We start from the raw sequence: 25,430 nt of genomic DNA on the forward strand, positions 1-25,430 counted from the left end.
CGTCCGACACAGCAGGCGCGGCAGACGGTGTTCCGTCCTCCCCCCGCGCCTCCGGCGCCTCAGACACCGGCCTCGCGCAGTCGGTCCGGGGTTCCGGAGGAGGTTTCCCGGGCCGTGAGCTGGCCGACCATGACGCGGACCACGGTCACGATGTCGGGGTCGTCGACGTAGTAGACCTGCCGGCGGCCCTCACGGCGGGAGCGGACGAGCCCGGCGAGTTTCAGTTTCGCCAGGTGCTGGCTGACCGCGGGCAGCGCGCCGCCGACCCGGTCGGCGAGGTGGGTGACATCGCTCTCGCCCTGGGACAGCGCCCACATGATGTGCAGCCGGGCGGCGGAGGCGAGCAGTCCGAACGCGGCGGCCGCCTCGGCGAGCACCTCCGACGACGGGTCCTGGAAACCGCCGACGATCTTCGCCACAGCCCTCTCGTCCTCCCGGGTCGAACCGAATCGATCACACCGAACCGCCCGACCAAGTGTAGGGGCGGCGCAGTGATCGTCCCGCTTCGTCCGGTACCGGTCCCTCCCCTCGTGGGGACCGGTACCGGAGGAAGCGAGTGACCGTGGACGGAAATGGACCGAGAACGTGCGGCGCGCTGGGTGGAATGCGGGGCGCCGGGCTGGTGGCCTGTATTGGCGTCGCCCGATGGCTGAACCGCAGGGTCGTGATCCTGCCAGCCAAGGGGCCCACAGAGGAGGTTCCGGTGCCAGGAGCAGTGCGTTACCGCAGGTCAGCCATATAAAGTGAGTTTTCCGGTCCGGATTCAACCGCGAGGGAAGTAAGGGGTGGAACCTTGAGTTCCGACTCAGGGGCACGCACGGCCTTCGCGGAACGTCTCGCCCTGCTGTACAGAGAGGCGGGAAATCCGCCCCTCAAGCGGGTGTCCGAAGGCGTCGGCCGGCTCCAGCGTGTCGACGAGCGGGGGCGTCCCGTCCGGGTGTCCGCACAGCGGATCAGCGACTGGCGGCGGGCCCGGAACGTGCCCGCTCAGTTCACCGCCCTCGCGGCCGTGCTGCACATCCTCATTCCCGAAGCACGGCGAATCAGTCCCACTCCCGTCTCGGCCGGACTGTACGACCTCGGCCAGTGGCAGCGGCTGTGGGAGCGCGCGCTGGCTCCGGACGAGGACGAGGGGCCCCAGCCGGAAGCCCCCGCCGGGGTCTGCCCGTACCGGGGCCTGGCCTCCTACCGGCAGGAGGACGCCCGCTGGTTCTTCGGCCGGGAGCGGAGCACCGAGGCACTCGTCAAGCTTCTGCGCTCGGCGGCCGAGACCGGCACGGGCGGTCTGGTGATGCTCGTGGGCGCCTCGGGCGCGGGCAAGTCCTCGCTGCTCAACGCCGGTCTGGTGACGGCCCTGGAGGAGGGCGCGCTCGACGGTGACGGCGATGCCGGCCGCCGCCCGATCCTTCAGCTCGTGCCGGGCGCCGATCCGCTCGCGGAACTGACCCGTCGAATACCCGGGCTGGAAGCCGCCGTGGCCGGCACGGAAGCCCATGAACCCGACCATCCTCCTGAATTCGCGCCCGCCGTCCGGGAAGCGGTCGCCTCGTGGGCTCAGCACGAGGCCGCCACCGCCCGGCCGGTGGTGATCGTGGATCAGTTCGAGGAGGCGTTCACGCTCTGCACGGACGAGACGGCCAGGCGTACGTTCGTCCAGGTACTGCACGCCGCCTGCACGCCCGCCGGCCCGGACACGGCCGCGCCCGCCCTCGTTCTCCTCGGCATCCGCGCCGACTTCTACGAGCGCTGCCTCGACCACCCCGAGCTGGCCGACGCGCTCCAGCACCGGCACATGGTGCTCGGGCCGCTGACCAGCGGGGAGCTGCGCGAGGCCGTGACCGGTCCGGCCCGGGCCGTGGGCCTGGAGCTGGAACCGGGGCTCGCGGAGCTGATCGTCCGCGAGGTGAGCGCCGACGGTCCGCGCGGTGGGGGCCCCTCCCCTGCCTTTCGGGCCGTGGGGGAGCACGGCGCGGGCGTGCTGCCGCTGCTCTCGCACGCCCTGCTCGCGACCTGGCAGCGCCGCAAGGCGGGCCGGCTGACCCTGGCCGGCTATCGCGCGGCCGGCGGTATCCAGGGCGCGGTCGCGGCGACCGCCGAGCGGGCCTGGTCCGCCCTGGACCCGGCGGCGCGTACGGCGGCCCGGCTGCTGCTGCTCCGCCTGGTACGCCTGGGTGAGGACACCCAGGCAACCCGCAGGCGCGGCAGCCGGCGCCGGCTGGCCGCGGAGTCGACGGACCCCGGCAAGACGGAGGAGTCCCTCGAAGCCCTGGTCCGGGCCCGGCTGGTGACGCTGGACGCGGAGACCGTGGAGATCACCCACGAGGCCCTGCTGACGGCCTGGCCGCGGCTGCGCGAGTGGATCGACGAGGACCGCAGCGACCATCTGCTGCGCCAGCGCATCGAGGAGGACGGCCGCTCCTGGGAGGGCTCGAACCGCGACTCGTCGCTGCTGTACCGGGGGTCGCGGCTCGAACAGGCGCGCACGTGGGCGAAGTCCGCCGGGGACACCTACCTGACCCGCAGCGCGGTGGAGTTCCTGGCCGCCTCGGTCCGGCTGCGCCGGCGTACGCTCCTGATCACCCGGGGCGCGGTGTCGGCCCTGGTGGTCCTCGCGATGGTGGCCGTCGGTTCGGCGGTGGTCGCCTGGCAGCAGCGCAACGACGCCGTGTTCGAGCAGGTCGTCGCCGAGGCGGACCGCGTCCAGTACACGGATCCGTCGCTGTCGGCCCGGATCGACCTGGTCGCACACGGCCTCAGGCCCGACGACGAGGGCACCAACTCCCGGCTGATCTCCATCGTCAACGCGCCGCTGGCCACCCCGCTCACCGGCCACACCGGGGCCGTCTACCTCACCTCGTTCAGCCCGGACGGCAAGCTCCTCGCCACCGCCAGCTACGACCGGACCGTACGACTGTGGGACCTCAGCGACCGGTCCCGCCCCAAGGCGCTGGGCAAGCCCCTCGCCGGCGGCACGAGCTGGGTGAGCAGCGCGGTCTTCAGCCCCGACGGCAGGACACTGGCGAGCGCCGGGGACGACGGGAGGATCCGCCGGTGGGACGTGAGCGACCCGGGCCACCCGAGGCCCCTCGGCGCTCCCCTGACCGGCCATCGCGGCACGATCTATCTGATCGCCTTCAGCCCGGACGGCAGGACCCTGGCCTCCGCCGGTGAGGACAGGACCGTACGGCTGTGGAACACGCACGGCTCGAAGAGGCCGCCCACCACGCTGACCGGTGCCGGGGCCGCCGTGCGGTCCGTGGCGTGGAGTCCGGACGGGCACACGCTGGCGGCCGGAGGTGACGACAACACGATCCGGCTGTGGAACACGACCGATCCGCGGCGGCCCCGGGCGTACGACAGGGTGCTGACCGGTCACACGGGTCTCGTGCACTCGGTCGCCTTCAGCCCGGACGGCACCGAACTCGCCAGCGGCAGCGCGGACGACAGCGTCCGGCTGTGGGACGTGAGCGAACCGGCCGACCCGCGCCCTGTCGGCTCGCCGCTCACCGGCCACACCGGCCCCATCTGGTCCGTGGCCTTCAGTCCGGACGGGAACACGCTCGCCGCCGCCAGCGCGGACAGCACGGCGAGTCTGTGGAACGTGAGCGATCCGGCGTACCCCTCACAGGTCGGTGAGCCACTGGCCGGGGCGAGCGGCGAGATGTACGCGCTGGGCTTCAGCCCCGACGGCCGTACGCTCGCGACCGGCAGCGGCGACAGCAAGGTGCGCCTGTGGTCGATCCCGGCGGGAGACCTGGTGGGCAGCAGCGGGGCGTTCCGGCGGGACGGCGAGGTGCTCGCCACGGCCGGGCGGGACGGGCGGATCCGGCTGTGGAACGTGACGGACCCGGCCCGGCCCGTGGCCCTGGGCAAGCCGTTCACACCGGTGGCGCGGGACCCGGACTCCCAGGTGCTCTTCTCCCCCGACGGCCACACCCTCGCGGTGCTCACCACCGGCCGGGTCCATCTGTGGAACGTCACCGACCCGGCCCACCCCGTCCCCTACGGTCCGGCGCTCGTCCTGCGCTCCCGGTTCATGGGTCCGGACGCACTGGCGTTCAGCCCGGACGGACGCGCCCTGGCCACCGCCTACGACAGCCGCAACCTTCAGCTGTGGGACGTCACCGACCCGGCCCACCCGGTCTCCCACGGCCCGATCGCCGGCCACAAGGGGTACATCGACGGCCTTGCCTTCAGCCCGGACGGCCGGACCCTGGCCAGTGGCAGCGCGGACGGCACGATCCGGCTGTGGAAGGTGACGGACCCGGCCCGTCCGACCCTGCTCCGCGAGCCGCTCACCGGGCACACCGGGCCCGTCAACGTGCTCGTCTTCAGCCCGGACGGGCACACCCTGGCCAGCGGCGGCAACGACGACACGGTCCGGCTCTGGGACGTGACCGACCCCACGCACGCCGAGCAGACGGGCGCGGCGCTCACCGGGCACACCGAGGCGGTCGTGTCGCTGACGTACAGCCGTGACGGCTCCACGCTGGCCAGCGGCGGCAACGACAACACGGTCCGGCTCTGGGACGTGACCGACCCGTCCGCGGCCGGCCCCATCGGGCAGTCGATGAGCCCCAGCGCCAAGACCGGCAGCTTCCTCTCCTTCAGCCCCGACAGCCGCATGCTCGGGATCTCCAGCGGCGCGGACACCATCCGGCTGTGGGACCTGGACGTCGACGCCGCGATCAGCCGCGTCTGCGCCACGACCCGGAACGTCCTGACCCGCCAGGAGTGGGAGGAGTACCTGCCGCGGCTCTCGTACGATCCTCCCTGCGACTGAAGCGCATTACGTGATCCCGATCACAACTTCTCCCCCCGGCTGAGCAGTCCGCTCCCGCTGTTCCATTTGCCTTGTTAGTCTTGGCCACAGCCCGACCGCTGGTGCATCCCCCGTCGCCAGCGGTCGGGCCTTCTCATGCCCGGGCACACCCCGCGCCCGCGCCTCCTGCCGAAAGCCCACGGCTCCCTGTGCGCGCAGGAGTCACCCGCGGGATGGGTGGCACCGGCTGATCGCGCCCGCCCGCGACCTGGCCGCGCTGGACACGGATCCCACGCTCGACCGGGCGACCTCGCGGTCACTGGACCGGCTGCCGGACTTCCCCGGGACCCCGCGGAGGGCTACGTCGAGCGGGGCGCCGTACTCGACCACCGGGCGGCGAACGACCTCCGCACGCAGGCGCACACCCGGCGACCCTCTGCGTCCGTCGTGAACTCCCTCAGTCTCGGCGGCTGGTCCGTACCGCACATGGGAGCGTTCAGCCGCCGGCACGGGCGCCGGCCCGTTGAAGTGGACCTCGTGGCTCACCTGTCACTTGTCGAAGCCGAGCTCCAGCATCCGGATCGCGTTCCCTCGCAGCAGCTTGTAGGTCACGTCCTCGGACAGCCCGGCCACGTGCTCCCACGCGACCTTCTTGGTGTGCGGCCAGGTCGAGTCGACGTGCGGATAGTCGGTCTCGAAGGTCGCGTTGTCCACGCCGACGGTCTCGATGGCCTCGATGCCGTGCTTGTCGCGGAAGAAGCAGCAGAAGATCTGCCGGTAGTAGTACGTCGACGGCGGCTCCGGGATCAGGTCCTTGACGCCACCCCAGGCCCGGTGCTCCTCCCAGACGTCGTCGGCGCGTTCCAGGGCGTACGGGATCCAGCCCATCTGGCCCTCGCTGTACGCCAGTTTGAGCCGCGGGAACTTCACCAGGACCCCGGAGAAGAGGAAGTCCATCATCGAGGCCATGGCGTTGTTGAAGGAGAGGGAGGCCTGCACGGCCGGCGGGGCGTCGGGGGACGCGGCCGGCATCTGGGAGCTGCTGCCGATGTGCATGTTGACGACCGTCCCGGTCTCCTCGCAGACGGCGAAGAACGGGTCCCAGTAGCCGGAGTGGATGGACGGCAGCCCCAGGTGGGTCGGGATCTCGCTGAAGGTGACGGCCCGTACGCCCCGTGCGGCGTTGCGGTGGATCTCCGCGACCGCGAGTTCGATGTCCCACAGCGGGATGAGGCACAGCGGGATCAGCCGCCCCCCGCTGTCCCCGCACCACTCCTCCACCATCCAGTCGTTGTAGGCGCGCACACAGGCGAGCCCGACCTCCTTGTCCTTGGCCTCGGCGAAGGTCTGCCCGCAGAACCGCGGGAAGGTCGGGAAGCACAGGGAGGCCTCGACATGGTTCATCTCCATGTCCTCGATGCGCGCCTTGGGGTCCCAGCAGCCCCGCCGCATCTGCTCGCGGGTGATCCCGTCGAGGGTCATCTCGTCCCGCGAGAAGCCGACGGCCGCGATGATCCGCTTGTACGGGAAGAGGTCGCCCTCGTACTCCCACCAGTCCGTCATCTGGCCTTCGGGATCGGTGGTGAACCGGTACTTCCCGCCGACGTACGCGAGGTCCCCGATGCCGGCGGTGAGCGGCTTCGGCCCCCTGTCCCGGTACTTGGCCGGAAGCCAGGTATCGAAGAGGTGCGCGGGCTCGATCACGTGATCGTCCACGCTGATGACTTTGGGGATGTCCCGGGTTCCGCTCTCGGTGGTGACGGCCATTGCCTGCCCCCTAGCCGGTATCTGATGGATCGTCAGATTGCAGGCTAGGGGGAGGTTCCCGCAGGGGCAAGGGCCAGGCGGGTCGGCGTGACGCCGCCGCCATCGCGCCCTGGCCCCTGGCTCGGCGCCCGAAGGGTTCAGCCGGTGAGCCTGCGGGCGAACAGGTCCAGCAGCGCGACCCAGTGGCGGTCCGTCGGCTCCGCGCCGTACATCGCCGTGTCGGCCTGGGTGAAGCCGTGGAGGGCGCCTTCGTAGACCTCGCTGCGGTGCTCGACGCCCGCCTCGGTGAGGGCCTTCTCCAGGCGGGCGATCTGGTCGGCGGGGTTGGCGGAGTCCTGGTCGGCGTGACCGAAGTAGAGCTCGGCGGTGATGCGCCCGGCGAGAAGGTGAGGACTGTCGGGGGCGTCCGTGGCGAGGCGGGCCCCGTGGAACCCGGCCGCCGCGGCGATCCGCTCGGGGTGGGCGCCCGCGGTGCGCAGGGCGAGACCGGCACCCATGCAGTAGCCGGTGACACCGACAGGGCCGTCACCGGTCAGCGGGGACGCGGCCAGCCAGTCGAGGTAGACGGCGGCGTCCCGCATCGCGCCCTCGGGGGTGAGGGTCCGCGCGGCCGGACCCACGGCCTGGACGAGCTCCGGCCGCTCGGCGGGGTTGATGAACTCGGGGAGCTCGACGACGGGGGCGCGGCCGTACCGGTAGAAGACGTTGGGCACGAGAACGGTGTAGCCCTCGGAGGCGAGCCGGTCCGCCATCGACTTCAGGTGCGGGCGCAGCCCGAAGGCGTCCATGCAGAAGAGGACCGCCGGGTGCGGGGCGCCGTCGCCGGGGTGCGCCAGGTAGGCGTCGGCGGTGCCGTCCCGGGTGGGGATGTCGATCATGGGCATGCGAGGGGTCTCCTACGGGGGGTTCAGCGGGCGGCGTCGACGAGCTGCTTGACCTGCGCGGCCGGCACCGGGATACCGGGCGTCTCGAAGAACCAGCGCTGCGCGTCCTCCTGACCCAGCCCCTCCGGCCGCTCGCCCATATAGGGCTGCACATGGACCGGGGTGCCCGGCTGGCTGAACCGGCTGTCCGCGAGGGTGCCGATGTCGACGGCGTCGTACCCGAGAACGTCGAGCAGCGCGATCGCCTCGGCCTTCGCGGAGCCGTCGTCGCCGGCGACGGGCAGGGCGCTGCGGTCGGGGGCGCCGGCCGGGCGGGCGCTGGTGAACAGACGGCGGAAGTCGATGTTGTTGAAGGCCTTCACCACCCGGGCCCCGGCGAGCCGCCGCTGCACCAGCGCGCTGGAGGTCAGCTCCCCCGCCTCCAGCTCGGCGAGGCCGCCGTCCCGGTCCGGGTAGTAGTTCATCGCGTCGATCACCGTCTTCCCGGCCAGCTCGGCGACGGGCAGACGGTCGTAGGCCTTCAGCGGTACGGCCACCACGACCAGGTCACCGGCGAGCGCGGCCTCCGCGACGGTGGCCGCGCGGGCCCGTTCGCCGAGTTCCGCGACGAGGTCGGCGAGCGTCTCGGGGCCGCGGGAGTTGCTCACCACCACGTCCAGTCCTGCGGCGACGGCGAGCCGGGCCACCGCGCCGCCGACCATTCCGCTGCCGATGATGCCGACAGTCTGGAGCATGAGGTACGGCCTTCTGGAGGTAAGTGCTGGATGTGAAACTGAGTGTCATGCTAGCCACTGAGATCCACTCCTGCAAGTGCGATCCGATCCGGGCGTTACGATCGGCGGGTGACCGAAGCAGGACGTACGACCACGAGAGACATCGCCCGGGCCGCCGTACGCGCAGAACTGGCGACCGTGGCCTTCGAGCTGTTCCGCCGCGAGGGCTTCGAGAAGGTGACGCTCGACGACCTGGCCGCGGCCGCCGGGGTCTCGCGCAGCACCTTCCTGCGCTACTTCGGCACCAAGGAGGACGCCGTGCTGGGCGCCTTCGAGGGCCACGACCTACGGGTCGCCGACGCCCTGCGCGCCCGCCCGGCGGACGAGGACGAGTGGACGGCGCTGCGGCACGCCCTGGACGCCATCGTCGGGCGCTACCACGAGGACCCGGCCGGCGCCCTCGCCACCACCCGGCTCGTCTACGACACCCCGCCCCTGTGCGCCCGTCACCTGGAGAAACAGCACAGCTGGCGGCCCGCCCTGGCGCAGGCCCTCGCCGACCGCGCCGGCTCCGACGAGCCGCCCACCCTCGCCCAGTCCGCGCGCGCCGGCGCCGCCCTGAACTGCCTGAACCTCGCCCTGGAACACTGGACCGCCTCGGACGGCCGCCTCGACCTGGTCGCCCTCCTGGACGAGGCGTTCGCCGCGCTCGGGTGACGGTGCCTCAGGCGTTCACCAAGCTCCTCCGGTTTCCTCACCCGGGGGCCGATCACTTGGTTATGGTTCTCTGAAGCGATCAGGCAAACAGCGGCTCTTCGTAGACGGAGTCGGTCGCTGACGTGGGGCCGGGGGGCCAGGACGGGGAACGCCGCATGAGCATTCCTGGCAGAGCTCAGTTGCTGTTGGTGCACGGCATCGGCGGCCTACGGAACACCGAACGCGAGAAGCGCGACTGGCTGGAGGCGTTGGCCCACGGCGCCCGTGACGCCGGGCACGCCGACTCCGTCTCCGGCATCGTCCAGGGGTGGCTGGCGGAGATCCGGTTCGTGAACTACAGCGACCTGTTCGCAGAGCCCGACGAACAGGGTGCGGCCGTACAGGCGCAACTCGACGACGGGCAAACCGACTTCCTGGCCGCTCTCCTGCACGAGACGACGGACGAACTGTGGTCACAGGCACGGGAGCACGGTGACCTTCGTGCGATGCGCGTGGTCGAGGACGCGCGGGAGCAGTTCATGGACGGCCGACGCGAACTCCAGGGCGCGGCGGAGCCGTTACGCGTAATCGCACGGATCCTGACCACGCTGCTCCAGCTTCCCGGGCTGCGGTCGGCCGGGCAATGGGCCAGCGGATGGCCCCTGTTGGGGCATCTCGCACAGGTAAGCCGGTATCTGGACCGCCGGGTGACGGCCCCGCAGAGCACGACCCTCAACGCACGGATCACCTCCCGCGTCCTGGACGCGGTGGATCCGCGGCTGCCGCTGGTCGTCGTCGGCCACTCGCTCGGCAGCGTCGTCGCCTACGAGGCACTGCACCAACTGCCCCAACCCGCCCGGCTGTTCGTCACGCTGGGATCGCCGCTGGCCACCGCCGGGGTGGTCCTGCACCGGGTGCGACCACACCCCGCCCGCACGCCCGGGTCCGTAGAGCGGTGGCTGAACTTCTGGGATCGCGACGACATCGTCGTGTGCCGCCCACGGATCAAGGACTGGATGGCGCCCAACTCCTCCGGTGTGCTGCCCCTGTCGCGCAGGGTGGACTCCGACGGTCTCTGGGTGCACACGGCGACCAAGTACCTCAGACAGCCGGCTGTCGCCGGACCGATCGTCGAAGCACTGAAGCAGTGACCACCGCGGCCGTACGCCATGTACTGGTGATCGCGGCACAGTGCGCCGCGATGGGTGAGCTCACCCGGTTGAACGAAGCCGCCCGGGAACTGCACGACGCCTTGACCGACCCGGACCTGGGCGGCTGCCGGGCCCGCACCGGTGCGTACCCCTCCTTGCTGACCGGGGACGACCTGGCGCCCGAGGACGTGGACAAGTCGGTGAACGCGGCGCTTCAGCAGGCCCGGGCCGACGGCGCGGTGCTCGTCCTGGCCCTGCTGGGACACGGCTTCACCCCGCCGCAGAGTTCCGAGCTATATTTCATGGTCGGCGGTTCGACGCCGCAGAGCCCCCGCTCCGCGCTGGACGTCGGGCACCTGCTCACCCAGGCCGCCGACGAACCGGGAGTGGACGGTCTGATCGCCATCGTCGACACCTGCCACGCGGGCGGCGCGGTACCGAACGCGGCCCGGTTGGCGGGCGGCGTCCGCGCGGGGCGGTCCCGGCTGGCCATGCTCACCGCCGCGGCCGCCGACCAGCCGGCCCGCGACCTGAGCCTCAGCCGGTCGCTGACCAGAACGCTCAAGACGGGCGTGCCGGGAGCCGGCCCCGCCGTCTACGTCGACCGGACCCTGGCCGAGACCCTCCGCGACCAGGTGAGCGGACAGGTGATCGGACGGGCCGAGTACGACCAGGACCCGTTCCCGCTGGAGGGGCTGTGGCTGGCCCGCAACCCGGCACACACCGCTAACTCCCGGGCGGACACCGTCGGTTCGCTGGGGCTCCAGGACCTGCGGGACAGCGTGGAACTGTGGCGGGGGCCGCACCGCTCCCCCCGCCGCGTCACCCGCACCGCCCTTCGCGAACTACGGGACTTCGTCACCTCCGGCCAGGTCGACGACGAGCGGCGACCGGACGCGCGGGAGGACGTGGAGGACGTGGTCACCGGCCTCCTGGAGGTGTTCCGGACGAAGGAGTTCCTGACCGACGCCCTCGCCGACTCCCTCTCCAGCGACCTGCTGCGTTCCGCCCGCCGGCTCGCCGGCTTCCCCTCCCTCGCGGCAGGCACCGTGGACGGCGCGACGGAGGGCGCCGTGGAAAGCTCGGTCCCGCTGCGCGACCTGCTGGAGCACGCCGTACTGCGCACCAGGCGCCGCCGCGAGGCACAGTGGAAGGGACTGGCCCGATTCGTCACCGCGCTGTTCCACGAGGCGGGCCTGCCCAGGACTCATCCCGGCCTCCAGGCCTGGGCCCGGCGCCTGGACGTGCACACCGAAGTCACCGACGCGTACGCCGAGTTCGCGACGGACCAACGGCGCCGGGCCCTGCGTCTGGTCATCAGCCTGGCCGGGGCCTGGACCGAATGGCCCGAAGAGGTGGACGCGTGGCTGCTGCGGGGCGGCGACGACCTCCCGCTGCACCAGCGCTTCCGGTGCGAGACAAGCGGCTCGCACAGTACGGCGCAGGCCATCGGGGCCGCGCTGCGCTGGGCCCGTCGGGAACTTCCGCACCCGGAACTCCTGGAACACATCGACATAGCGGCTCCGGCACACCTCCTGGCGCGCTGGCACCCCGAGGAGGAGAAGGTCGGCCGGTACCTGCTCGGCGCCAGGTACTCGGTCGTCCCGCGCTGGAGCGGCCGCCTCGACGAAGCCGAGGACAACGCGGAGATCAACGACGCCGCCCGCAAGGCGCTCAGGAAGCTGGCCGCGGCTCCGGCACAGGTGAAGTGGATCGGCCCTGCCGCACTGGACGACCGCTCGGCCCTGGAGTACCGGTTGTCCATCGGCCAGTACGACACGGCCGTCGGCGTCGATCACTGCCCCCAGGACCTCGAAGAGGTACTGGAACTGTTCCTGCCGTTCGCCCCCATCGTCCTGTGGCCCCGCGGCGACGCCCGTCCGGCGGCGCACCGGCTGCCGGAACTGGTGCGGGAGCGCTGGCACGAACTGCCGGACGGCCTGGCCGCCGCCTACCGCAGCCGCTGGCAGGCCCACCACGACTGCACGGCATGCCTCGGCGACCTTCGCGCGGTCTGGCACGACGAGGCCTGGCTGGAGTTCTGCCGCCCCTTCGAACACCGTGTGGTCACCGCGCCCGAGGAGGAAGCATGACCTGGAGGCCCTACTACCGGGGTGACGGCGAACAGCGGGAGGTGCCCCTGGCCCCACCGCCCCCGTGGCGCACTTTCCCGCGGAGGCCGCAACACCGCCAGTACCAGCCGCCGGCGGACCTGATCGACGCCGTCAACGCCGCGATCCACCTGCGCCGCCCGCTCCTGGTGACCGGCCCCGCCGGCTCGGGCAAGTCCACGGTCATCGAGCAGGTGGCCCACGAACTCGGCCTGGGAGACGTGCTGCGCTGGCACATCACCTCGCGCAGCACCCTCGGCGAAGCCCTCTACCGCTACGACGCCCTGGGCCGGATCCACGCGCAGAACCTGCAGAGCGCGCTCGGCCGGCGCCCGGGCCCGCGGACCGGCAGGGGCGGTACCCGCAGCCGGGACGACATCGCGCCCTTCCTGCAGCTGGGGCCGCTCGGCACCGCCCTGCTGCCCGCGGAGCGCCCCCGGGCCCTCCTCATCGACGAGATCGACAAGAGCGACCTGGACCTGCCCAGCGACCTCCTGGAAGTGCTGGAGCGCGGTGAGTACGAGATTCCCGAACTCGTACGGTACCGACGCCCGCGCGTGGAGATCCGCCTCTGGGACAGCCGCAGCGCCCATGCCGTCGAGATGGGCAGGGTTCAGTGCACCCAGTTCCCGTTCATCGTGCTCACCAGCAACGGCGAACGGGACTTCCCGCCGCCCTTCCTGCGCCGCTGCATCCGCTACACGATGCCGCAGCTGACCCGCCCCCTCCTCCACAGCATCGTCGAGGCCCACTTCGAGGGCGAACTCGGCGAGGCGGGCGAACAGCTGATCCAGCGGTTCGCGGACCGGGTCGCCGGAGGGGACCATCTCGCCGTCGACCAACTGCTGAACGCCGTATCCCTGCTGGCGGACGGCCAGGGAATCGAGGGTGAACAGCGCGAGCGCCTCCACGAGTTGCTCACCCGCGAGCTCTCTCGTGCATAGTGCCGTCCGTCGGCTTCTGGAGGCGGCGGTCGCGGCCGCCCCTCCGGACACGGACGCGCGAACACTCGCCGACGCCATCTGGCTGGCAGCTGCCCGCGCCACCGAGGGCGACGGCGTCGCGGACCCTTTCGGCCCCGGCGAGAGCCCCTCCCCACCGGGCTCCGCCGACGCCGCGCCCGACAGCACGGTCTACCCCGCCGGGACCGAACCGCTCCCGCAGCCGCAGCCGCGGGACGAGCACACCACCACCGGCACCGCGGTGTCGGTACGCCATCCCGACGCGGACACCCGTGTCCGCGGTGACGCGCTGTCCATCGGCCGCTCCGAGCCCCTGGGTGGGACACTGTCGATCGGCCGGTCGCTCCAGCCGTTCCAACGCCCCTGGCTCCAGGGCAGCCGTACCCGCCTGGACGTCGACGCGACCGTCGACCACTACGCCCGGGGCGGGCCGCTGGTGCCCGTGTTCGGTACGGCACCGGAGGTGTGGTTCGAGATCGTCGTCGTGGTGGACACCTCCCTGTCGATGCGGGTGTGGGAGGAGACGGCACGGTCACTGACGAAACTGATGCGCGGTCTCGGTGTGTTCCGCGCCGTGCACGACTGGCGGCTGGACTGGCGGGACGAGGAGCCGCACGCCCAGGATCACCTCGGCCGGCCGGTCGAGGCCGCACGGGTACCGCACCACGGCAGCGGATCCCGTGGGCGAAGGTTGATTCTCGTCTTCTCGGACTGCGCCGCCCCCGGCTGGCAGCAGCCCGAGGTGTGGCGGTTGCTCAACGCGTGGGGGCACCAGGTGCCGGTGGCTCTCGCCAACCCCCTTCCCCGTCGCCTGTGGAGGCGCTCCGCGCTCAATCTGCCCGCCGTCCGTGTGACCGCCGCGGAAGCCGGTGCGCACAACAGCGGGCTGCACTACCGTCTTCCGGCGCGGTTGCGCCGCCTTCCCGGACGAGCTTCGGAGCGGGAGCGCTGGACGGCCCTCCCCGTCATCTCCTGCACACCGACGTCGCTGAGCACCTGGTCGCGTGCGCTGATGCGGTCGGATCCGCACGGCTGCGACGCCATTCTCGTCCCGGCCTCCGGGCGCCCCACCGCGACCGCCTCGGCGCCGGGCGGCCACGCCCCGCGCACCGACCGCGGGGAGCCCACCGCCCTCGCGGACGCCTTCCTGCGCACCGCCTCCACCCATGCCGTACGCCTTGCCGTCCTCTGCTCGGAGCTGCCCGCGCTCACCCTGCCGCTCCTGCACGCGCTCCGCGAACAGGCGGTGGCCGAGGCCGACGTGGCCGACCTCGCCGAACTGCTCACCAGCGGCCTGCTGACCATCAGTGACACCAGCGGACACGACCCGGTGATGGCCTTGCATCCCGGCGCGCGCGAACGGCTTCGCGACGAGGCGACCACTTACGACACACGGCAGGCCCACCGCGCCCTGAGCCGCTACCTCGACACCCACCCCTACGCACCGGACGGCATCCTGGCGGTACGGCACGACCCCACGTCCGTCCAGGACTTCCCCGCCCACCAGGAGCCCTTCGCCTACGCCGACACGGAAGAGGATCCGACTGTCCCGATCGACATCGACCAACTGCGTGTGGTGCAGACGCTGTGGGCCGAGATCAGGGCGGGTGTCCCGGCCGTGGGAGCCCCCCTGCCCGCGCAGGCGACGCTCGCGGAGCGGTTCGGTGTTTCGTCGGAGACCGTGGGAAACGCGCTGAGCCATCTGGAGGAGCGGGGCATCATCACGTCCGAGCCGGGGGCTCCGGCCACCGTGAGATCCGTGATCGGAACCGCGCCGTCCGTGACCGACATCCTCCAGTTCGAACACCTGGCGGCTCTCGTGAGAGCGGGGGAGATCAGGGGCTACATCGAGAATGCCGACCTGGAACGTGCGCTCGATGCGGATGCGATCCCGCGCGCCGACCGGTCGAACATTCGGCGCCCACTCGGCGAGTGGCTGGCGTCGGAGGGCATCCAGGTGCTCGTGCGCACCGAGACCGACGTTTCGGCCGGGGGTCCACTGCCCACGCAGGACGCGTTCCCCCCGCCCGAACTGGCCCACCGCGAGCAGGTGAACAAGCTGATCCGGCAAGCCCGGGCCACGGGTCGCCTCACCGACTTCACGGTGCATTGGGCCTTCGTAGCGGATGGGATTCCGGAAAGGGAGTGGCCGGCGCTCCGCAGCACTCTGGACAACGCCCTCAAGAAGGAAGGCCTCGCGCCCGTAGCCGCGGACGTGCCGGCCGGACCGCCACGGAAGACCAGCCGTTTCGGTCGCACCGCCAGGAGGGTCGAGCAACAGCGCAAGCTGGAACTGATCCGCACGCCGGTCCTCTCCTGCTACCGGATCGCGGTGATCAGCCTCAAGGGCGGCGTGGGCAAGACGACCACGGCCACCGCGCTGGGCGCCACGTTCGCCACCGAGCGCCAGGACAAGATCCTCGCCATCGACGCCAACCCGGACGGCGGAACCCTCGGCCGCCGGGTGCGTCGCGAGACCGGGGCCACCATCCGTGACGTCGTCCAAGCGATCCCGTACCTCAAGTCCTACATGGACATCCGGCGGTTCACCTCGAAGGCCCCCTCCGGTCTGGAAATCATCGCCAACGACGTTGACCCTTACGTCTCCGCGACCTTCAACGACCAGGACTACCGGCGCGCGATCGACGTCCTGGGCCGCCAGTACCCGATCATCCTCACCGACCCCGGCACAGGCCTGCTCTACAGCTCGATGCGCGGAATCCTCGACCTCGCCGACCAGCTGATCATCGTCTCGACGCCGTCGGTGGACGGCGCGTCCAGCGCCAGCACCACGCTGGACTGGCTGTCGGCGCATGGGTACGCGGTTCTGGTGTCGCGGTCCATAACAGTCATCTCAGGTGTCCGCGAGACCGGCAAGATGATCAAGGTCGAGGACATCGTGACGCACTTCCAACAGCGCTGCCGCGGCGCGATCGCGGTGCCCTTCGACGAGCACCTCGCGGCCGGTTCCGAGATCGATCTGGACCTGCTGCGCCCCAAGACACGACAGGCGTACGTCGACCTGGCGGCGATGGTCGCGGAAGACTTCACACCGCACCCTCGACCCTGGTGACCGCCGGTCAGTTGTTCCAGGTCTCGTCGTACGGGTCGTGCGGCGACGGGACCGGCTTGGCGACGGTGACCTTGAGGTACGGGATCGGGCCGCCGTTCACCGTGTCCTTGGTCCGCTTGGCCGTGTAGGTGCCGGTGACCTGGAGCCAGCCGTCCGGCTTGAGGACCGGCGGGATCTGCCCGGTCAGCCCGACCTTGACCGGCTGGGCGTCCGCCGCACAGCAGTTGAGGGCCATGCGGACCAGGTAGGGCGCGCCGGAGTGGTCCAGGGCGACGAACCCGGTGATGACGATCTGCCGTCCCTCGAGGCCCCGGCCGTGCTCGTAGACGGCACGGCCCGCGTAGTCGGCGAGGCTGAGCCGCACAGGTCCGCTCTGCGGGAGCTTCGCATAGCCGTACGACTGCTGCAGGGCCGTACCCGTGCGCATCGCGCTGTAGGACCCGAGGGCGGGCGGGGCCACGAGGATCAGGGCGAAGAGGGGGAGGACCAGCAGCCAGGAGACCCGGGGTTCGCGGTGGGCGTGCTCCTGCTCCTTGGCCTTGGCCCGCCACTCGTACCAGGCCGTCGCCAGCGCCGTCGCGATGAGGACGACACCGGCCGCCAGGACCAGCGGGCGCAGGCCCGCCTTGACGTAGCGCAGATAGAGGTCGGTGAGGCCCGCGTGCAGGAGGGCCGCGCCGAGGACGAACAGGACCGCCGACTGTGCCTGCCGGTTCACAGCATCACCAGCCCGGTCAGGACCGAGACCACGATCGCCAGCGCGAGGGTGGCGGGGGCGAACCGCAGGGCGAAGGCACGGCCGAAGGTGCCCGTCTGCATGGCGAACAGCTTGAGGTCGATCATCGGGCCGACGACCAGGAAGGTCAGCCGCGCGGTGAGCGAGAACTGGGTGAGCGAGGCCGCCACGAACGCGTCCGCCTCCGAGCAGATCGACAGCACCACGGCGAGGGCCGCGAGGGCCAGCACGGCGATCACCGGGTTCTCCGCCGCCGTACGCAGCCACGTCTGCGGGACCACGGCCTTCAGGGTCGCCGCCGCCATCGCGCCGACGACCAGGAAGCCGCCCGCGTGCATCACGTCGTGCCGCACCGAGCCCCAGAAGGCGGCACCCTTGCCCTGGCCCTCGTACGCGTGCCGGGCCGGGGTCTTGAGCAGGTCGGTGCGGCCGAGGCGCAGCCAGAGCCAGCCCATCGCGCAGGCCACCATCAGGCTCGCGACGAGCCGGGCCACGACCATCTCCGGGTTGCGCGGGAAGGCGACGGCGGTCGCCGTCAGCACGATCGGGTTGATCGCCGGGGCGGAGAGCAGGAAGGCGAGCGCCGCGGCCGGGGTGACACCCCTGCGCACCAGCGCTCCGGCCACCGGCACGGACGCGCACTCGCAGCCCGGCAGCACCACGCCCGCCATCCCGGCCACCGGCACCGCGAGGGTGGGGTTCTTCGGCAGGGCGCGGGCGAAGAACGACGGCGGCACGAACACCGCGATCGCCGCCGACAGCAGCACCCCGAGCACCAGGAAGGGCAGCGCCTGGACGAGCACAGCGACGAACACCGTCATCCAGCTCTGCATGACCGGCGCGCCCAGCGCCTCGCGGATCGGGCCCTGGCACAGCACCACCAGGATCATCAGCAGGGTCAGCATGAGGGGGGAGTTGAGGCGCCGCGCCTCCGGGTCCGGTGCCGGGCGCGGGTCCTCGCCGGTGTCCCGCGTGCGCGGAGGTGCTTTGGTGACGGCCACGGCCGGGTTCCCTCCGGTGGTGAGGTGCTGGTTCCCCTGCTGGTGCGTACGGCGGTGCAGGTCCGTTTGTTCAGTGTGCGCGGGGGTTTGGGGATTCCTTGGGGAAGGTTGGCCATCACATGACACCACCCGGGACCCCGGCCGTGGCACCAACCGTCACAGTGGGGCACTCTTCTCCCTTGTGGGGAGCGTTCCGAACCAGAGTCCAGGGCTGCCGGGCGACGCGGCCGCGCACATGGTCGTGTGCGGGGACGACGGGCTCGCGCACCGGCTGGCGGCCGAGCTCAGAGGGGTCTACGGCGAACAGGTCACGCTCGTCGTGCCGGCCTCCGAACGGTCCGTGCGGCCACCGGTGGTCGTGCGGGCCCGAGCCGCGTCCGCGCTGCTCGACCGAGTGGTCACGGCGGCCGCCGGCCTGACCGGCAACGGTGGCGGCACCAGCGGCCCCGCCCCTGCCGCCGAACCCCCGGGCGGCGTACGTCTGATGGAGGCCGCCGAGCCCAACGAGGCCGCGCTCGCCGAGGCGGGCGTGGAGCGGGCGCACGCGCTGGCGCTCGTGTACGACGACGACGAGACCAACATCCGTGCCGCCCTCACCGCCCGCCGCCTCAACCCCCGGCTGCGGCTCGTGCTGCGGCTCTACAACCGGCGCCTCGGCCAGCACATCGAGGAACTCCTCGACCAGGCCGCCGCGTTGGCCTCCGGCGACGGGGCGGGCGGCTCGGCCGACGGTCCCGGCTTCGACGCCTCCACGACCGTGCTCTCCGACGCCGACACGGCCGCGCCCGCGCTGGCCGCCACCGCCCTGACCGGCACCAGCAAGGTGCTCCAGACCGGCGGCCTGCTGCTGCGGGCGGTCGAACGGCCGCCGTCCGGGGCCGGGACCAGCGCCGACCCCGGTCTTGCCACGCTCGCCCTGCTCTCCCCGACCGACAGTGCCGGGCCCGGCGGCGACCAGGGGCCGACGCTGCTGCCGGACGCGGCGGCGGTACGGGACGGCGGCGGGCGCGCGACCGTCGTGCTGGAGCAGGTGTCCTACGCCGGGCCCTCCTTGCCCGACGGGCGGGGTGTGATGCCGTGGTTCGCCTCGCTGTTCTCGCGGCGGCTGCGATGGTCGCTGGCGGGCATGGTGGGATGCGTGGTCGCGCTCGCCGTCGCCCTCTGGCTGGTGACCGGGATCCATCCCCTGCGCGCCTTCTATCTGACGCTGCTCGATCTGTTCGCCATCGACGACCCCGCGATCGGGGAGTCCGTCGGGCGGCAGATCCTCCAACTGCTGTCCGGGCTCGCCGGGTTGCTGCTCCTGCCGGTGCTCCTCGCGGCGGTCCTGGAAGCGCTCGGCACCTTCCGCACCGCGTCCTCCCTGCGCAAACCGCCCCGAGGCCTCGGCGGACACGTCGTGCTGCTCGGGCTCGGCAAGATCGGCACCCGGGTCCTGACGCGGCTGCGGGAGCTGAACATCCCCGTGGTCTGCGTCGAGTCCGATCCCGAGGCCCGCGGACTCGCCACGGCCCGACGGCTGCGGGTGCCGGTGGTGCTCGGTGACGTCACCCAGGAAGGGGTCCTGGAGGCCGCCAAGATCCACCGTGCCCATGCGCTGCTCGCGGTGACCAGCGCGGACACCACGAATCTCGAGGCCGTGCTGTACGCGCGGGCCGTGCGGCCCGATCTGCGGGTGGTGCTGCGGCTGTACGACGACGACTTCGCGACGGCGGTGTACCGGACCCTGCGGGCCGCCCACCCCCGGGCCTCCACACGGAGCCGGAGTGTCTCCCATCTGGCGGCTCCCGCCTTCGCCGGGGCGATGATGGGGCGGCAGATCCTGGGGGCGTTTCCGGTCGAGCGGCGGGTGCTGCTGTTCGCGGCGGTGGATGTGGGCGGGCATCCACAGCTGGAGGGAAGGACGGTCGGCGAGGCGTTCCGGGCGGGGTCCTGGCGGGTGCTGGCGCGGGAGGAGTCCGGGGACGCTCCGGGACTGGCGTGGGACCTGCCGGACACGTATGTGCTTCAGGCGACGGACCGGGTGGTGCTGGCGGCGACCCGGCGGGGGCTCGCGGAGTTGCTGGGGCGCAGAGGACGGGAGCGGGCGGGGACATAGCCGTTCGTTGCGGCTGCGGCGCGGTGGGGGCTGGGCGCGCCCGCGCGGCGGAGCCGCTGATGTCACAGCCCCGCGCCCCTGGGTAGGTGCACCTGAAGTCGGCCGAGCTGTACCCACCTGAGGGGCGCGACCCCGCACCCGAAACCGCTCCCGCCTACCCCAAGTGCCTCGCCACGAAGTCCAGTTCCAGCCTCACCTGCTTGATCCGCTCATCGACCACCAGCGACCCGTGGCCCGCGTCGTACCGGTACACCTCGTGCACCGCCCCCCTCGACTCCAGCCGCTTCACATAGTTGTCGACCTGACGGATCGGGCACCGCGGGTCGTTGACACCCGCCGAGATGTACACCGGGGCCTTGACCTGGTCCACGTACGTCAAAGGGGACGACGCCTCGAAGCGCTCCGGCACCTCCTCCGGCGTGCCGCCCAGCAACGTACGGTCCATCGCCTTCAGCGCTTCCATCTCGTCGTGGAACGCCGTGACATAGTCCGCGACCGGCACCGCGGCGATCCCCAGGGCCCACGCCTCCGGCTGGGTGCCCAGGCCGAGGAGCGTGAGGTAGCCGCCCCAGGAACCCCCGGTGAGGATCAGCCGCTCGGGGTCGGCGAGGCCGGAGCCGATCGCCCATTCCCTGACCGCCGCGATGTCCTCCAGCTCGATCAGACCGACCCGGTGCTTGAGCGCGTCGGTCCACGCACGCCCGTACCCCGTGGAGCCGCGGTAGTTGACCCGGACCACCGCGTACCCGTGGTCCACCCACGCCGCCGGGCCCGCCGCGAACGAGTCGCTGTCGTGCCAGGTCGGGCCGCCGTGGATGTCGAAGACCGTCGGCAGCGGCCCCGTCGTGCCCGCGGGCCTCTGGACCAGGGCGTGGATCCGGCCACCCGGGCCGTCCACCCACACGTCCTCCACCGGCACCGAACCAGGGGACTTCAGACCCGGCGGGTCCAGAACCACCTCACCCGTCGTCGAGCGCACCGCCGACGGCTCGGCGGCCGAGGACCACAGATACTCCACGCTGCCGTCGGGGCGGGCCGTCGCCCCGGAGACCGACCCGGGCGGGGTCGGGACCTTCTCGAGCTCGCCGCTCGCCAGGTCGTACCGGAAGAGTTCGCTGCGCGCCTCGAAGCTGTGCGCGATGAGCAGGCCCGTGCCGTCCGGATACCACTCGGCGCCCACGTCACCGGGGAGGTCCAGGTCGAGATCGGTCTCCTCGCACGTGGCCACGTCCCACACCAGCGGCTCCCAACGGCCGCGTCGCTGATGGCCGATGAGCAGCCGGGTGTCGCCGTCGACCGGGGCGAAGCCCAGGACCTCCAGGCCCAGTTCCTCGCTGCCGCCCTTGGTGTCGTCGAGCTCGGCCACCGCCGTGCCGTCGGGGCGCAGCACACGCAGCGCCGAGTGCATCGCGTCGCCGTGCTCGGTGTGCTCGACCGCGATCAGCGAGCCGTCGTGGGAGAGGTCGCCGACGCCCGCCGACTCGCGGTGCCGGTAGATCTCCACCGGGTCCTCGCCGGTGCGCACGAGGTGGATGGAGGTGCCCTCGTCGTCGGTCGAGCAGCCCACGACCGCCGTACGGCCGTCCCGGCCCAGGGCCAGGCCCGCCGGGTAGGAGGCGTCGAGACCGGGCGCGGCGAGCTCGTCCGCGCCGCCCTCGAAGGGCTGGCGGCGCCAGACGCCGAACTCGTCGCCGTCCTTGTCGTCGAACCACCAGATCCAGGCGCCGTCCGGGGAGAGCACGCCGTCCGTGGTGCCGTTCGGCCGGTCCGTCACCTGGCGCTGTCCGCCCGTCGCTCTGTCCCAGGCGTACAGCTCGTACGTCCCCGTGGCGTTGGAGACGAACAAGGAGCGGTCGGGGGCGTCCTCCGCCCAGTCGGGGAGGGACACCCGGGGCGCCCGGAAGCGCTTCTCCCAGTCCGGCATGTCGTTCTTCCGCTCGGCCGCGGCGGACCCGTTGCTCTCAGTCATGACCCCATACTGCCTGCCTTCACAGACAATGCGCAGACAAGGTCCCCAGCCTGTGGAAAACTTCACCAGCCGCTTACCCGAACCCCTTCCGACCAGGTCGAAAAGGCCGGCCCGGGCCCGTTGTCAGTGGCGGGGTGCAGACTCGTCCCCATGACCGATCTGCGCAAGACCGTCGAGAGTTTCTGGGGCTTCGCCGAGGCCCGCGACTGGACTGCGTTCGCGGAGACCCTGGCCGAGGACGTCGTCTACACCCTGCCGCAGACCCGCGAGCGCATCAGTGGACGGGAGCGGTTCGTCGAGTTCAACCGTGAGTACCCGGGCGACTGGCATCTGCGGGTCGAGCGGATCGTCGCCGAACCGGGCCAGGTCGTCACCTGGGCGCACTTCACGGTGGGTCTGGAGGAGATGTACGCCATCACGTTCTTCACCGGGGACGAGAGCGGCCGTATATCCGTCATCACCGACTTCTGGCCGGAGCCGTACGAGCCCCCGGCGGGCCGGGACCACCTGACGGAGAGGTTCTGACCCCGCGCCCCACCGCCCCGGGGCGGCCCCGTACCGTGGGAGTGTGTACCGGTTTCTGCTGACGCCCCGCTGGTTTGGCATCAACGTCTTCGTGCTGCTCGCCATCCCGTTCTGCATCTTCATGGGGTCGTGGCAGCTGAGCCGGTTCGAAGACCGGATGACGGAGAGCCGGGACGCCAAGCAGCAGGTCAGCACGGACGAGCGGGAGGCCGCGCGACCGCTGGCCGAGCTGCTGCCGGTGGACAAGGTGACCTCCGGCAAGCAGGTCACCGCGACCGGGCGCTACGACAAGCAGTTGCTCGTCCCCGACCGGCAACTGGGCGACCGCGAGGGTTACTACGTCCTGACGCTGCTGCGCACGGACAGCGGCAAGGCCCTGCCCGTGGTCCGGGGCTGGCTGCCCGGCACCCCCGATCCGGCGAAGGTCCCGGCCGCGCCGAAGGGCGAGGTCACCGTCACCGGTGCGCTGCAGGCGTCGGAGACCCCCGGCGACAACGGCGTCAGTGCCCAGGGCGGTCTTCCGGCCGGGCAGACCGCGGCGATCAGCGCTGCCTCGCTGATCAACCTCGTGCCGTACGGCGTGTACGACGCGTGGGTCACCCTCAACACCGGTGACTCCGGGATGAACGCCGTACCGGCGACCGCTCCCGCCGACAGCGGGCTGGACCTCAAGGCCTTCCAGAACCTCGGCTACACCGGTGAGTGGTTCGTCTTCGCCGGCTTCGTGGTCTTCATGTGGTTCCGCCTGCTGCGCCGCGAGGTGGAGTTCATTCGGGACGCGGAACTGGGGATCCTCCCGGACGACGAAGAGCGAGAGCGGGACCAGGAGCAGCCCCAGGAGAAGGCGAGCGCCTGAACCCGGGCGTCCCCCGACGCCCGTTCACCCCGGCGAAGCCCGTTCAGGCCGTCACGACGACGTGAGCAGGCCCGTCCAGTACACGACCCCCGCGCACGCGTTGGACACCGTCGTCGACACCGACGGTCCGCCGCCCTCCGCCGTGTTCGTCACCAGGACGCTCCCGTCGGCGGTGCCGTCCTCCGTGACGAGCTGGGTGGAGGTGCCGGTGTCGCCGCCGGTGGAGGAGCCCTCGCCGGTGGAGGCGTCCGGGGAGGTCGAGGGGTCGGGGCTGGGGTCGGTCGAGGGTTCCGTGGTGGGGCACGTCTCGGACGGCACCCAGGCGAACTTCACGTCGTAGGAGGAACCCGGCTGCAGCAGCAGCTGGGAGACCTCCTGGGACGGGTCGGGCAGCCCCGCCGACGCCGCGTCGCCGGAGACATGCCGCGCGCTGCCGATCTTGCTCGCGTCGGCCGCGCCCTGAGCGGTCGGGGTCACGATGCCGGGACCGGTGACCGTACAGGCGGCGGTGGAGCCGTTGGTGATGTGGAACGTGCCGTAGACCGTCCCGGAGGCGTCGGGCACCGCGGTGCTCGCCGTCGGCGTGCCGAGCTGTGCGGCCGTACAGACCGGGGCGCTCGCGGCGGTCGTGGTGGAGGGGTCGGTGCCGCTGCTCGCTCCGGTGCTCGCGCCCGCGGACTTGCCCTTGTCGGCGTCCTTGGACTCGCCCTTGCCCTTGTCCTCGGTCTTGCCCGCGGAACCGCCGGAGGTGGACTCGCCGCCCTCCTCCTGCTTGCCCTGGTCGACGCCGCCCTGACTCTGGGAGGCGTGCCCGGCGTTGGAGGTGTTGGCACTGGTGCCGGTGGAGGAGACGTGCACGACGGCGGGGATCGCGGTGCCGATGAAGAGGGCGGCGGCCGCCATGCCGACGACGGCCTGTCGCTTGCGCGCCCGCCGGGCGGGTACCGCCTTGCGCAGATGGTCCAGGGTGCCGTCACGCGGCTCCATCTCCTGGACCGCCTGCTGCAGCATCCGTCGCAGTGCCAGCTCGTCCGAGTCGAACTCCCCCGTGGAGCTCAGATCGTCGGGGCCGTTGTTCACAGTTCCGTTCCCAGCGTGCGATTGCTTCGGCTCTTGCTTGCCGACCCACGTCGGCTCATGCCACTCGTACGGTTCATGGCGCCGTTCCTCGGAGTCACCCTCGCCACTCATACCGGCTCCTCCATGGCGATCCGAAGCGCCGCGATCCCCCGGGAGCCGTACGCCTTCACAGAACCCAGGGAGATGCCGAGAGTATCGGCGACCTGGGCCTCGGTCATGTCCGCGAAGTAGCGCAGGACCAGGACCTCGCGCTGGCGGCGCTGCAGACCCTTCATCGCCTTGATGAGCGAGTCGCGCTCCAGCTGGTCGTACGCCCCCTCCTCGGCGCTCGCCATGTCGGGCATCGGCTTGGACAGCAGCTTGAGTCCGAGGATGCGCCGGCGCAGGGCCGAGCGGGAGAGGTTGACGACCGTCTGACGCAGGTACGCGAGGGTCTTCTCCGGGTCGCGGACGCGTTTGCGTGCCGAGTGGACGCGGATGAAGGCCTCCTGGACGACGTCCTCGCAGGAGGCGGTGTCGTCGAGCAGGAGAGCGGCGAGACCCAGCAGCGAGCGGTAGTGCGCCCGGTAGGTCTCGGTGAGGTGGTCGACGGTGGTACCGGCTGCCGCCGCTTCCTCGGCGCCGTCACGCTGACTGGGTATGCGGGCGGGCCGCGCTGCGGGCATGGGCGCGATCACCGGCATGCCACCGGGCGCCCCGGACCTGCGGGGCCGGAGGACAGCCGCGCCGCTCGGCGCGGCAGGGAAGTCGAGTACCTGAGCCACGACAGTTGGACACGCTCACCCCGGTGAGGGTTGTACGCAACCGTCCATCTTCTCTCAGGCAGCACAACTGACCGTGCGTCGAACGCGCTCATGCCCTACCCGCTCTTCCCCTGTGTCCTGAATGGCCGAGGCGTCCCCACGCCCCGCATGCATCCCCGCGCCCCCTGAAAGGGCGTTCGCAAAGACGCTCCCCGCCCTTCGCACGGTTGCGGAGAGCGGGGAGGAAAATCTTCGGACGCCAAGGCGCCGGGATCAAGTGGTACGGACCATTAGTCGCACCAC

General features: G+C 71.7%; 18 protein-coding genes. 9 read left to right on the forward strand and 9 right to left on the reverse strand.

Features of this window, described 5'->3' with window-relative positions; genetic code table 11:
• Positions 1 to 59: 59 nt before the first annotated feature.
• Positions 60 to 419 (reverse strand): metalloregulator ArsR/SmtB family transcription factor, encoded by a 360-nt coding sequence (locus M2157_RS22205; protein WP_266515913.1) that lies wholly within the window; start codon positions 417 to 419, stop codon positions 60 to 62.
• A 374-nt stretch (positions 420 to 793) separates the two neighbouring features.
• On the opposite strand from M2157_RS22205, the gene M2157_RS22210 reads away from it, so the two are divergent.
• Complete coding sequence (locus M2157_RS22210) at positions 794 to 4,783, forward strand: AAA family ATPase (RefSeq protein ID WP_280866043.1); 3,990 nt, start codon at positions 794 to 796, stop codon at positions 4,781 to 4,783.
• Between the two features lie 528 nt (positions 4,784 to 5,311).
• Here M2157_RS22210 and M2157_RS22220 read toward each other — a convergent pair.
• The 3 genes from M2157_RS22220 to M2157_RS22230 form a co-directional block, all read right to left on the reverse strand.
• Positions 5,312 to 6,529: an amidohydrolase family protein gene (locus tag M2157_RS22220; protein ID WP_280866044.1), complete on the reverse strand. Its 1,218-nt coding sequence runs from the start codon at positions 6,527 to 6,529 to the stop codon at positions 5,312 to 5,314.
• 137 nt (positions 6,530 to 6,666) lie between these two features.
• Positions 6,667 to 7,413: a dienelactone hydrolase family protein gene (locus M2157_RS22225; RefSeq protein ID WP_280866045.1), complete on the reverse strand. Its 747-nt coding sequence runs from the start codon at positions 7,411 to 7,413 to the stop codon at positions 6,667 to 6,669.
• Between the two features lie 23 nt (positions 7,414 to 7,436).
• Positions 7,437 to 8,147 (reverse strand): NAD(P)-binding domain-containing protein, encoded by a 711-nt coding sequence (locus M2157_RS22230; protein WP_280866046.1) that lies wholly within the window; start codon positions 8,145 to 8,147, stop codon positions 7,437 to 7,439.
• Between the two features lie 108 nt (positions 8,148 to 8,255).
• Here M2157_RS22230 and M2157_RS22235 point away from each other — a divergent pair, with 108 nt between their 5' ends.
• The 5 genes from M2157_RS22235 to M2157_RS22255 all read left to right on the forward strand — a co-directional run bounded on the left by M2157_RS22235 (position 8,256) and on the right by M2157_RS22255 (position 16,119).
• Positions 8,256 to 8,843: a TetR/AcrR family transcriptional regulator gene (locus M2157_RS22235; protein WP_280863411.1), complete on the forward strand. Its 588-nt coding sequence runs from the start codon at positions 8,256 to 8,258 to the stop codon at positions 8,841 to 8,843.
• Between the two features lie 155 nt (positions 8,844 to 8,998).
• Positions 8,999 to 9,973 carry a hypothetical protein gene (locus M2157_RS22240; RefSeq protein ID WP_280866047.1) on the forward strand — a complete coding sequence of 325 codons (975 nt, stop codon included), beginning with the start codon at positions 8,999 to 9,001 and terminating at the stop codon, positions 9,971 to 9,973.
• Positions 9,970 to 12,066 (forward strand): hypothetical protein, encoded by a 2,097-nt coding sequence (locus M2157_RS22245; protein WP_280866048.1) that lies wholly within the window; start codon positions 9,970 to 9,972, stop codon positions 12,064 to 12,066. Before M2157_RS22240 ends, M2157_RS22245 begins: the two co-directional genes overlap by 4 nt.
• Positions 12,063 to 13,028, forward strand: coding sequence for a MoxR family ATPase (locus M2157_RS22250; RefSeq protein ID WP_280863414.1), 966 nt, complete (start codon positions 12,063 to 12,065; stop codon positions 13,026 to 13,028). The genes M2157_RS22245 and M2157_RS22250 overlap by 4 nt, the downstream gene beginning before the upstream one ends.
• Positions 13,021 to 16,119, forward strand: coding sequence for an SAV_2336 N-terminal domain-related protein (locus tag M2157_RS22255; protein WP_280866049.1), 3,099 nt, complete (start codon positions 13,021 to 13,023; stop codon positions 16,117 to 16,119). Before M2157_RS22250 ends, M2157_RS22255 begins: the two co-directional genes overlap by 8 nt.
• 7 nt (positions 16,120 to 16,126) lie before the next feature.
• Here the strand turns inward: M2157_RS22255 and M2157_RS22260 are convergent, their stop codons facing one another.
• Positions 16,127 to 16,837 carry a TIGR03943 family protein gene (locus tag M2157_RS22260; RefSeq protein WP_280866050.1) on the reverse strand — a complete coding sequence of 237 codons (711 nt, stop codon included), beginning with the start codon at positions 16,835 to 16,837 and terminating at the stop codon, positions 16,127 to 16,129.
• Positions 16,834 to 17,856, reverse strand: coding sequence for a permease (locus M2157_RS22265; RefSeq protein WP_280863417.1), 1,023 nt, complete (start codon positions 17,854 to 17,856; stop codon positions 16,834 to 16,836). Before M2157_RS22265 ends, M2157_RS22260 begins: the two co-directional genes overlap by 4 nt.
• Positions 17,857 to 18,091: 235 nt before the next feature.
• On the opposite strand from M2157_RS22265, the gene M2157_RS22270 reads away from it, so the two are divergent.
• Positions 18,092 to 19,954 (forward strand): NAD-binding protein, encoded by a 1,863-nt coding sequence (locus tag M2157_RS22270; protein WP_280863853.1) that lies wholly within the window; start codon positions 18,092 to 18,094, stop codon positions 19,952 to 19,954.
• Between the two features lie 154 nt (positions 19,955 to 20,108).
• On the opposite strand, the gene M2157_RS22275 is transcribed toward M2157_RS22270, so the two are convergent.
• Positions 20,109 to 21,923, reverse strand: a complete 1,815-nt coding sequence (locus M2157_RS22275; protein WP_280863418.1) for a prolyl oligopeptidase family serine peptidase — start codon at positions 21,921 to 21,923, stop codon at positions 20,109 to 20,111.
• Between the two features lie 150 nt (positions 21,924 to 22,073).
• Here M2157_RS22275 and M2157_RS22280 point away from each other — a divergent pair, with 150 nt between their 5' ends.
• Complete coding sequence (locus M2157_RS22280) at positions 22,074 to 22,448, forward strand: nuclear transport factor 2 family protein (protein WP_280863419.1); 375 nt, start codon at positions 22,074 to 22,076, stop codon at positions 22,446 to 22,448.
• Between the two features lie 43 nt (positions 22,449 to 22,491).
• The gene (locus tag M2157_RS22285) at positions 22,492 to 23,304 is read left to right on the forward strand and encodes an SURF1 family protein (RefSeq protein WP_280866051.1); all 813 of its coding nucleotides are present in this window, start codon (positions 22,492 to 22,494) and stop codon (positions 23,302 to 23,304) included.
• Positions 23,305 to 23,355: 51 nt separating this feature from the next.
• On the opposite strand, the gene M2157_RS22290 is transcribed toward M2157_RS22285, so the two are convergent.
• Together M2157_RS22290 and M2157_RS22295 are read right to left on the reverse strand one after the other, a co-directional pair.
• A complete protein-coding gene (locus M2157_RS22290) occupies positions 23,356 to 24,384 on the reverse strand; it encodes a hypothetical protein (protein ID WP_348541800.1) in 1,029 nt (342 codons plus the stop codon).
• A gap of 107 nt (positions 24,385 to 24,491) precedes the next feature.
• Positions 24,492 to 25,067, reverse strand: coding sequence for a SigE family RNA polymerase sigma factor (locus tag M2157_RS22295; RefSeq protein WP_057612332.1), 576 nt, complete (start codon positions 25,065 to 25,067; stop codon positions 24,492 to 24,494).
• Positions 25,068 to 25,430 lie beyond the last annotated feature (363 nt).

The sequence above is a fragment of the Streptomyces sp. SAI-127 genome (genome assembly GCF_029894425.1).
Taxonomy (GTDB): Bacteria; Actinomycetota; Actinomycetes; order Streptomycetales; family Streptomycetaceae; genus Streptomyces.

Bases quoted from the DNA above. Each gene is read 5' to 3' on its own strand.
- M2157_RS22240 (WP_280866047.1), top strand. From the start codon at position 8,999: ATGAGCATTCCTGGCAGAGCTCAGTTGCTGTTGGTGCACGGCATCGGC.
- M2157_RS22250 (WP_280863414.1), top strand. From the start codon at position 12,063: ATGACCTGGAGGCCCTACTACCGGGGTGACGGCGAACAGCGGGAGGTG.
- M2157_RS22225 (WP_280866045.1), bottom strand. From the start codon at position 7,413: ATGCCCATGATCGACATCCCCACCCGGGACGGCACCGCCGACGCCTAC.
- M2157_RS22295 (WP_057612332.1), bottom strand. From the start codon at position 25,067: ATGCCGGTGATCGCGCCCATGCCCGCAGCGCGGCCCGCCCGCATACCC.
- M2157_RS22230 (WP_280866046.1), bottom strand. From the start codon at position 8,147: ATGCTCCAGACTGTCGGCATCATCGGCAGCGGAATGGTCGGCGGCGCG.
- M2157_RS22270 (WP_280863853.1), top strand. From the start codon at position 18,092: ATGGTCGTGTGCGGGGACGACGGGCTCGCGCACCGGCTGGCGGCCGAG.
- M2157_RS22280 (WP_280863419.1), top strand. From the start codon at position 22,074: ATGACCGATCTGCGCAAGACCGTCGAGAGTTTCTGGGGCTTCGCCGAG.
- M2157_RS22220 (WP_280866044.1), bottom strand. From the start codon at position 6,529: ATGGCCGTCACCACCGAGAGCGGAACCCGGGACATCCCCAAAGTCATC.
- M2157_RS22275 (WP_280863418.1), bottom strand. From the start codon at position 21,923: ATGACTGAGAGCAACGGGTCCGCCGCGGCCGAGCGGAAGAACGACATG.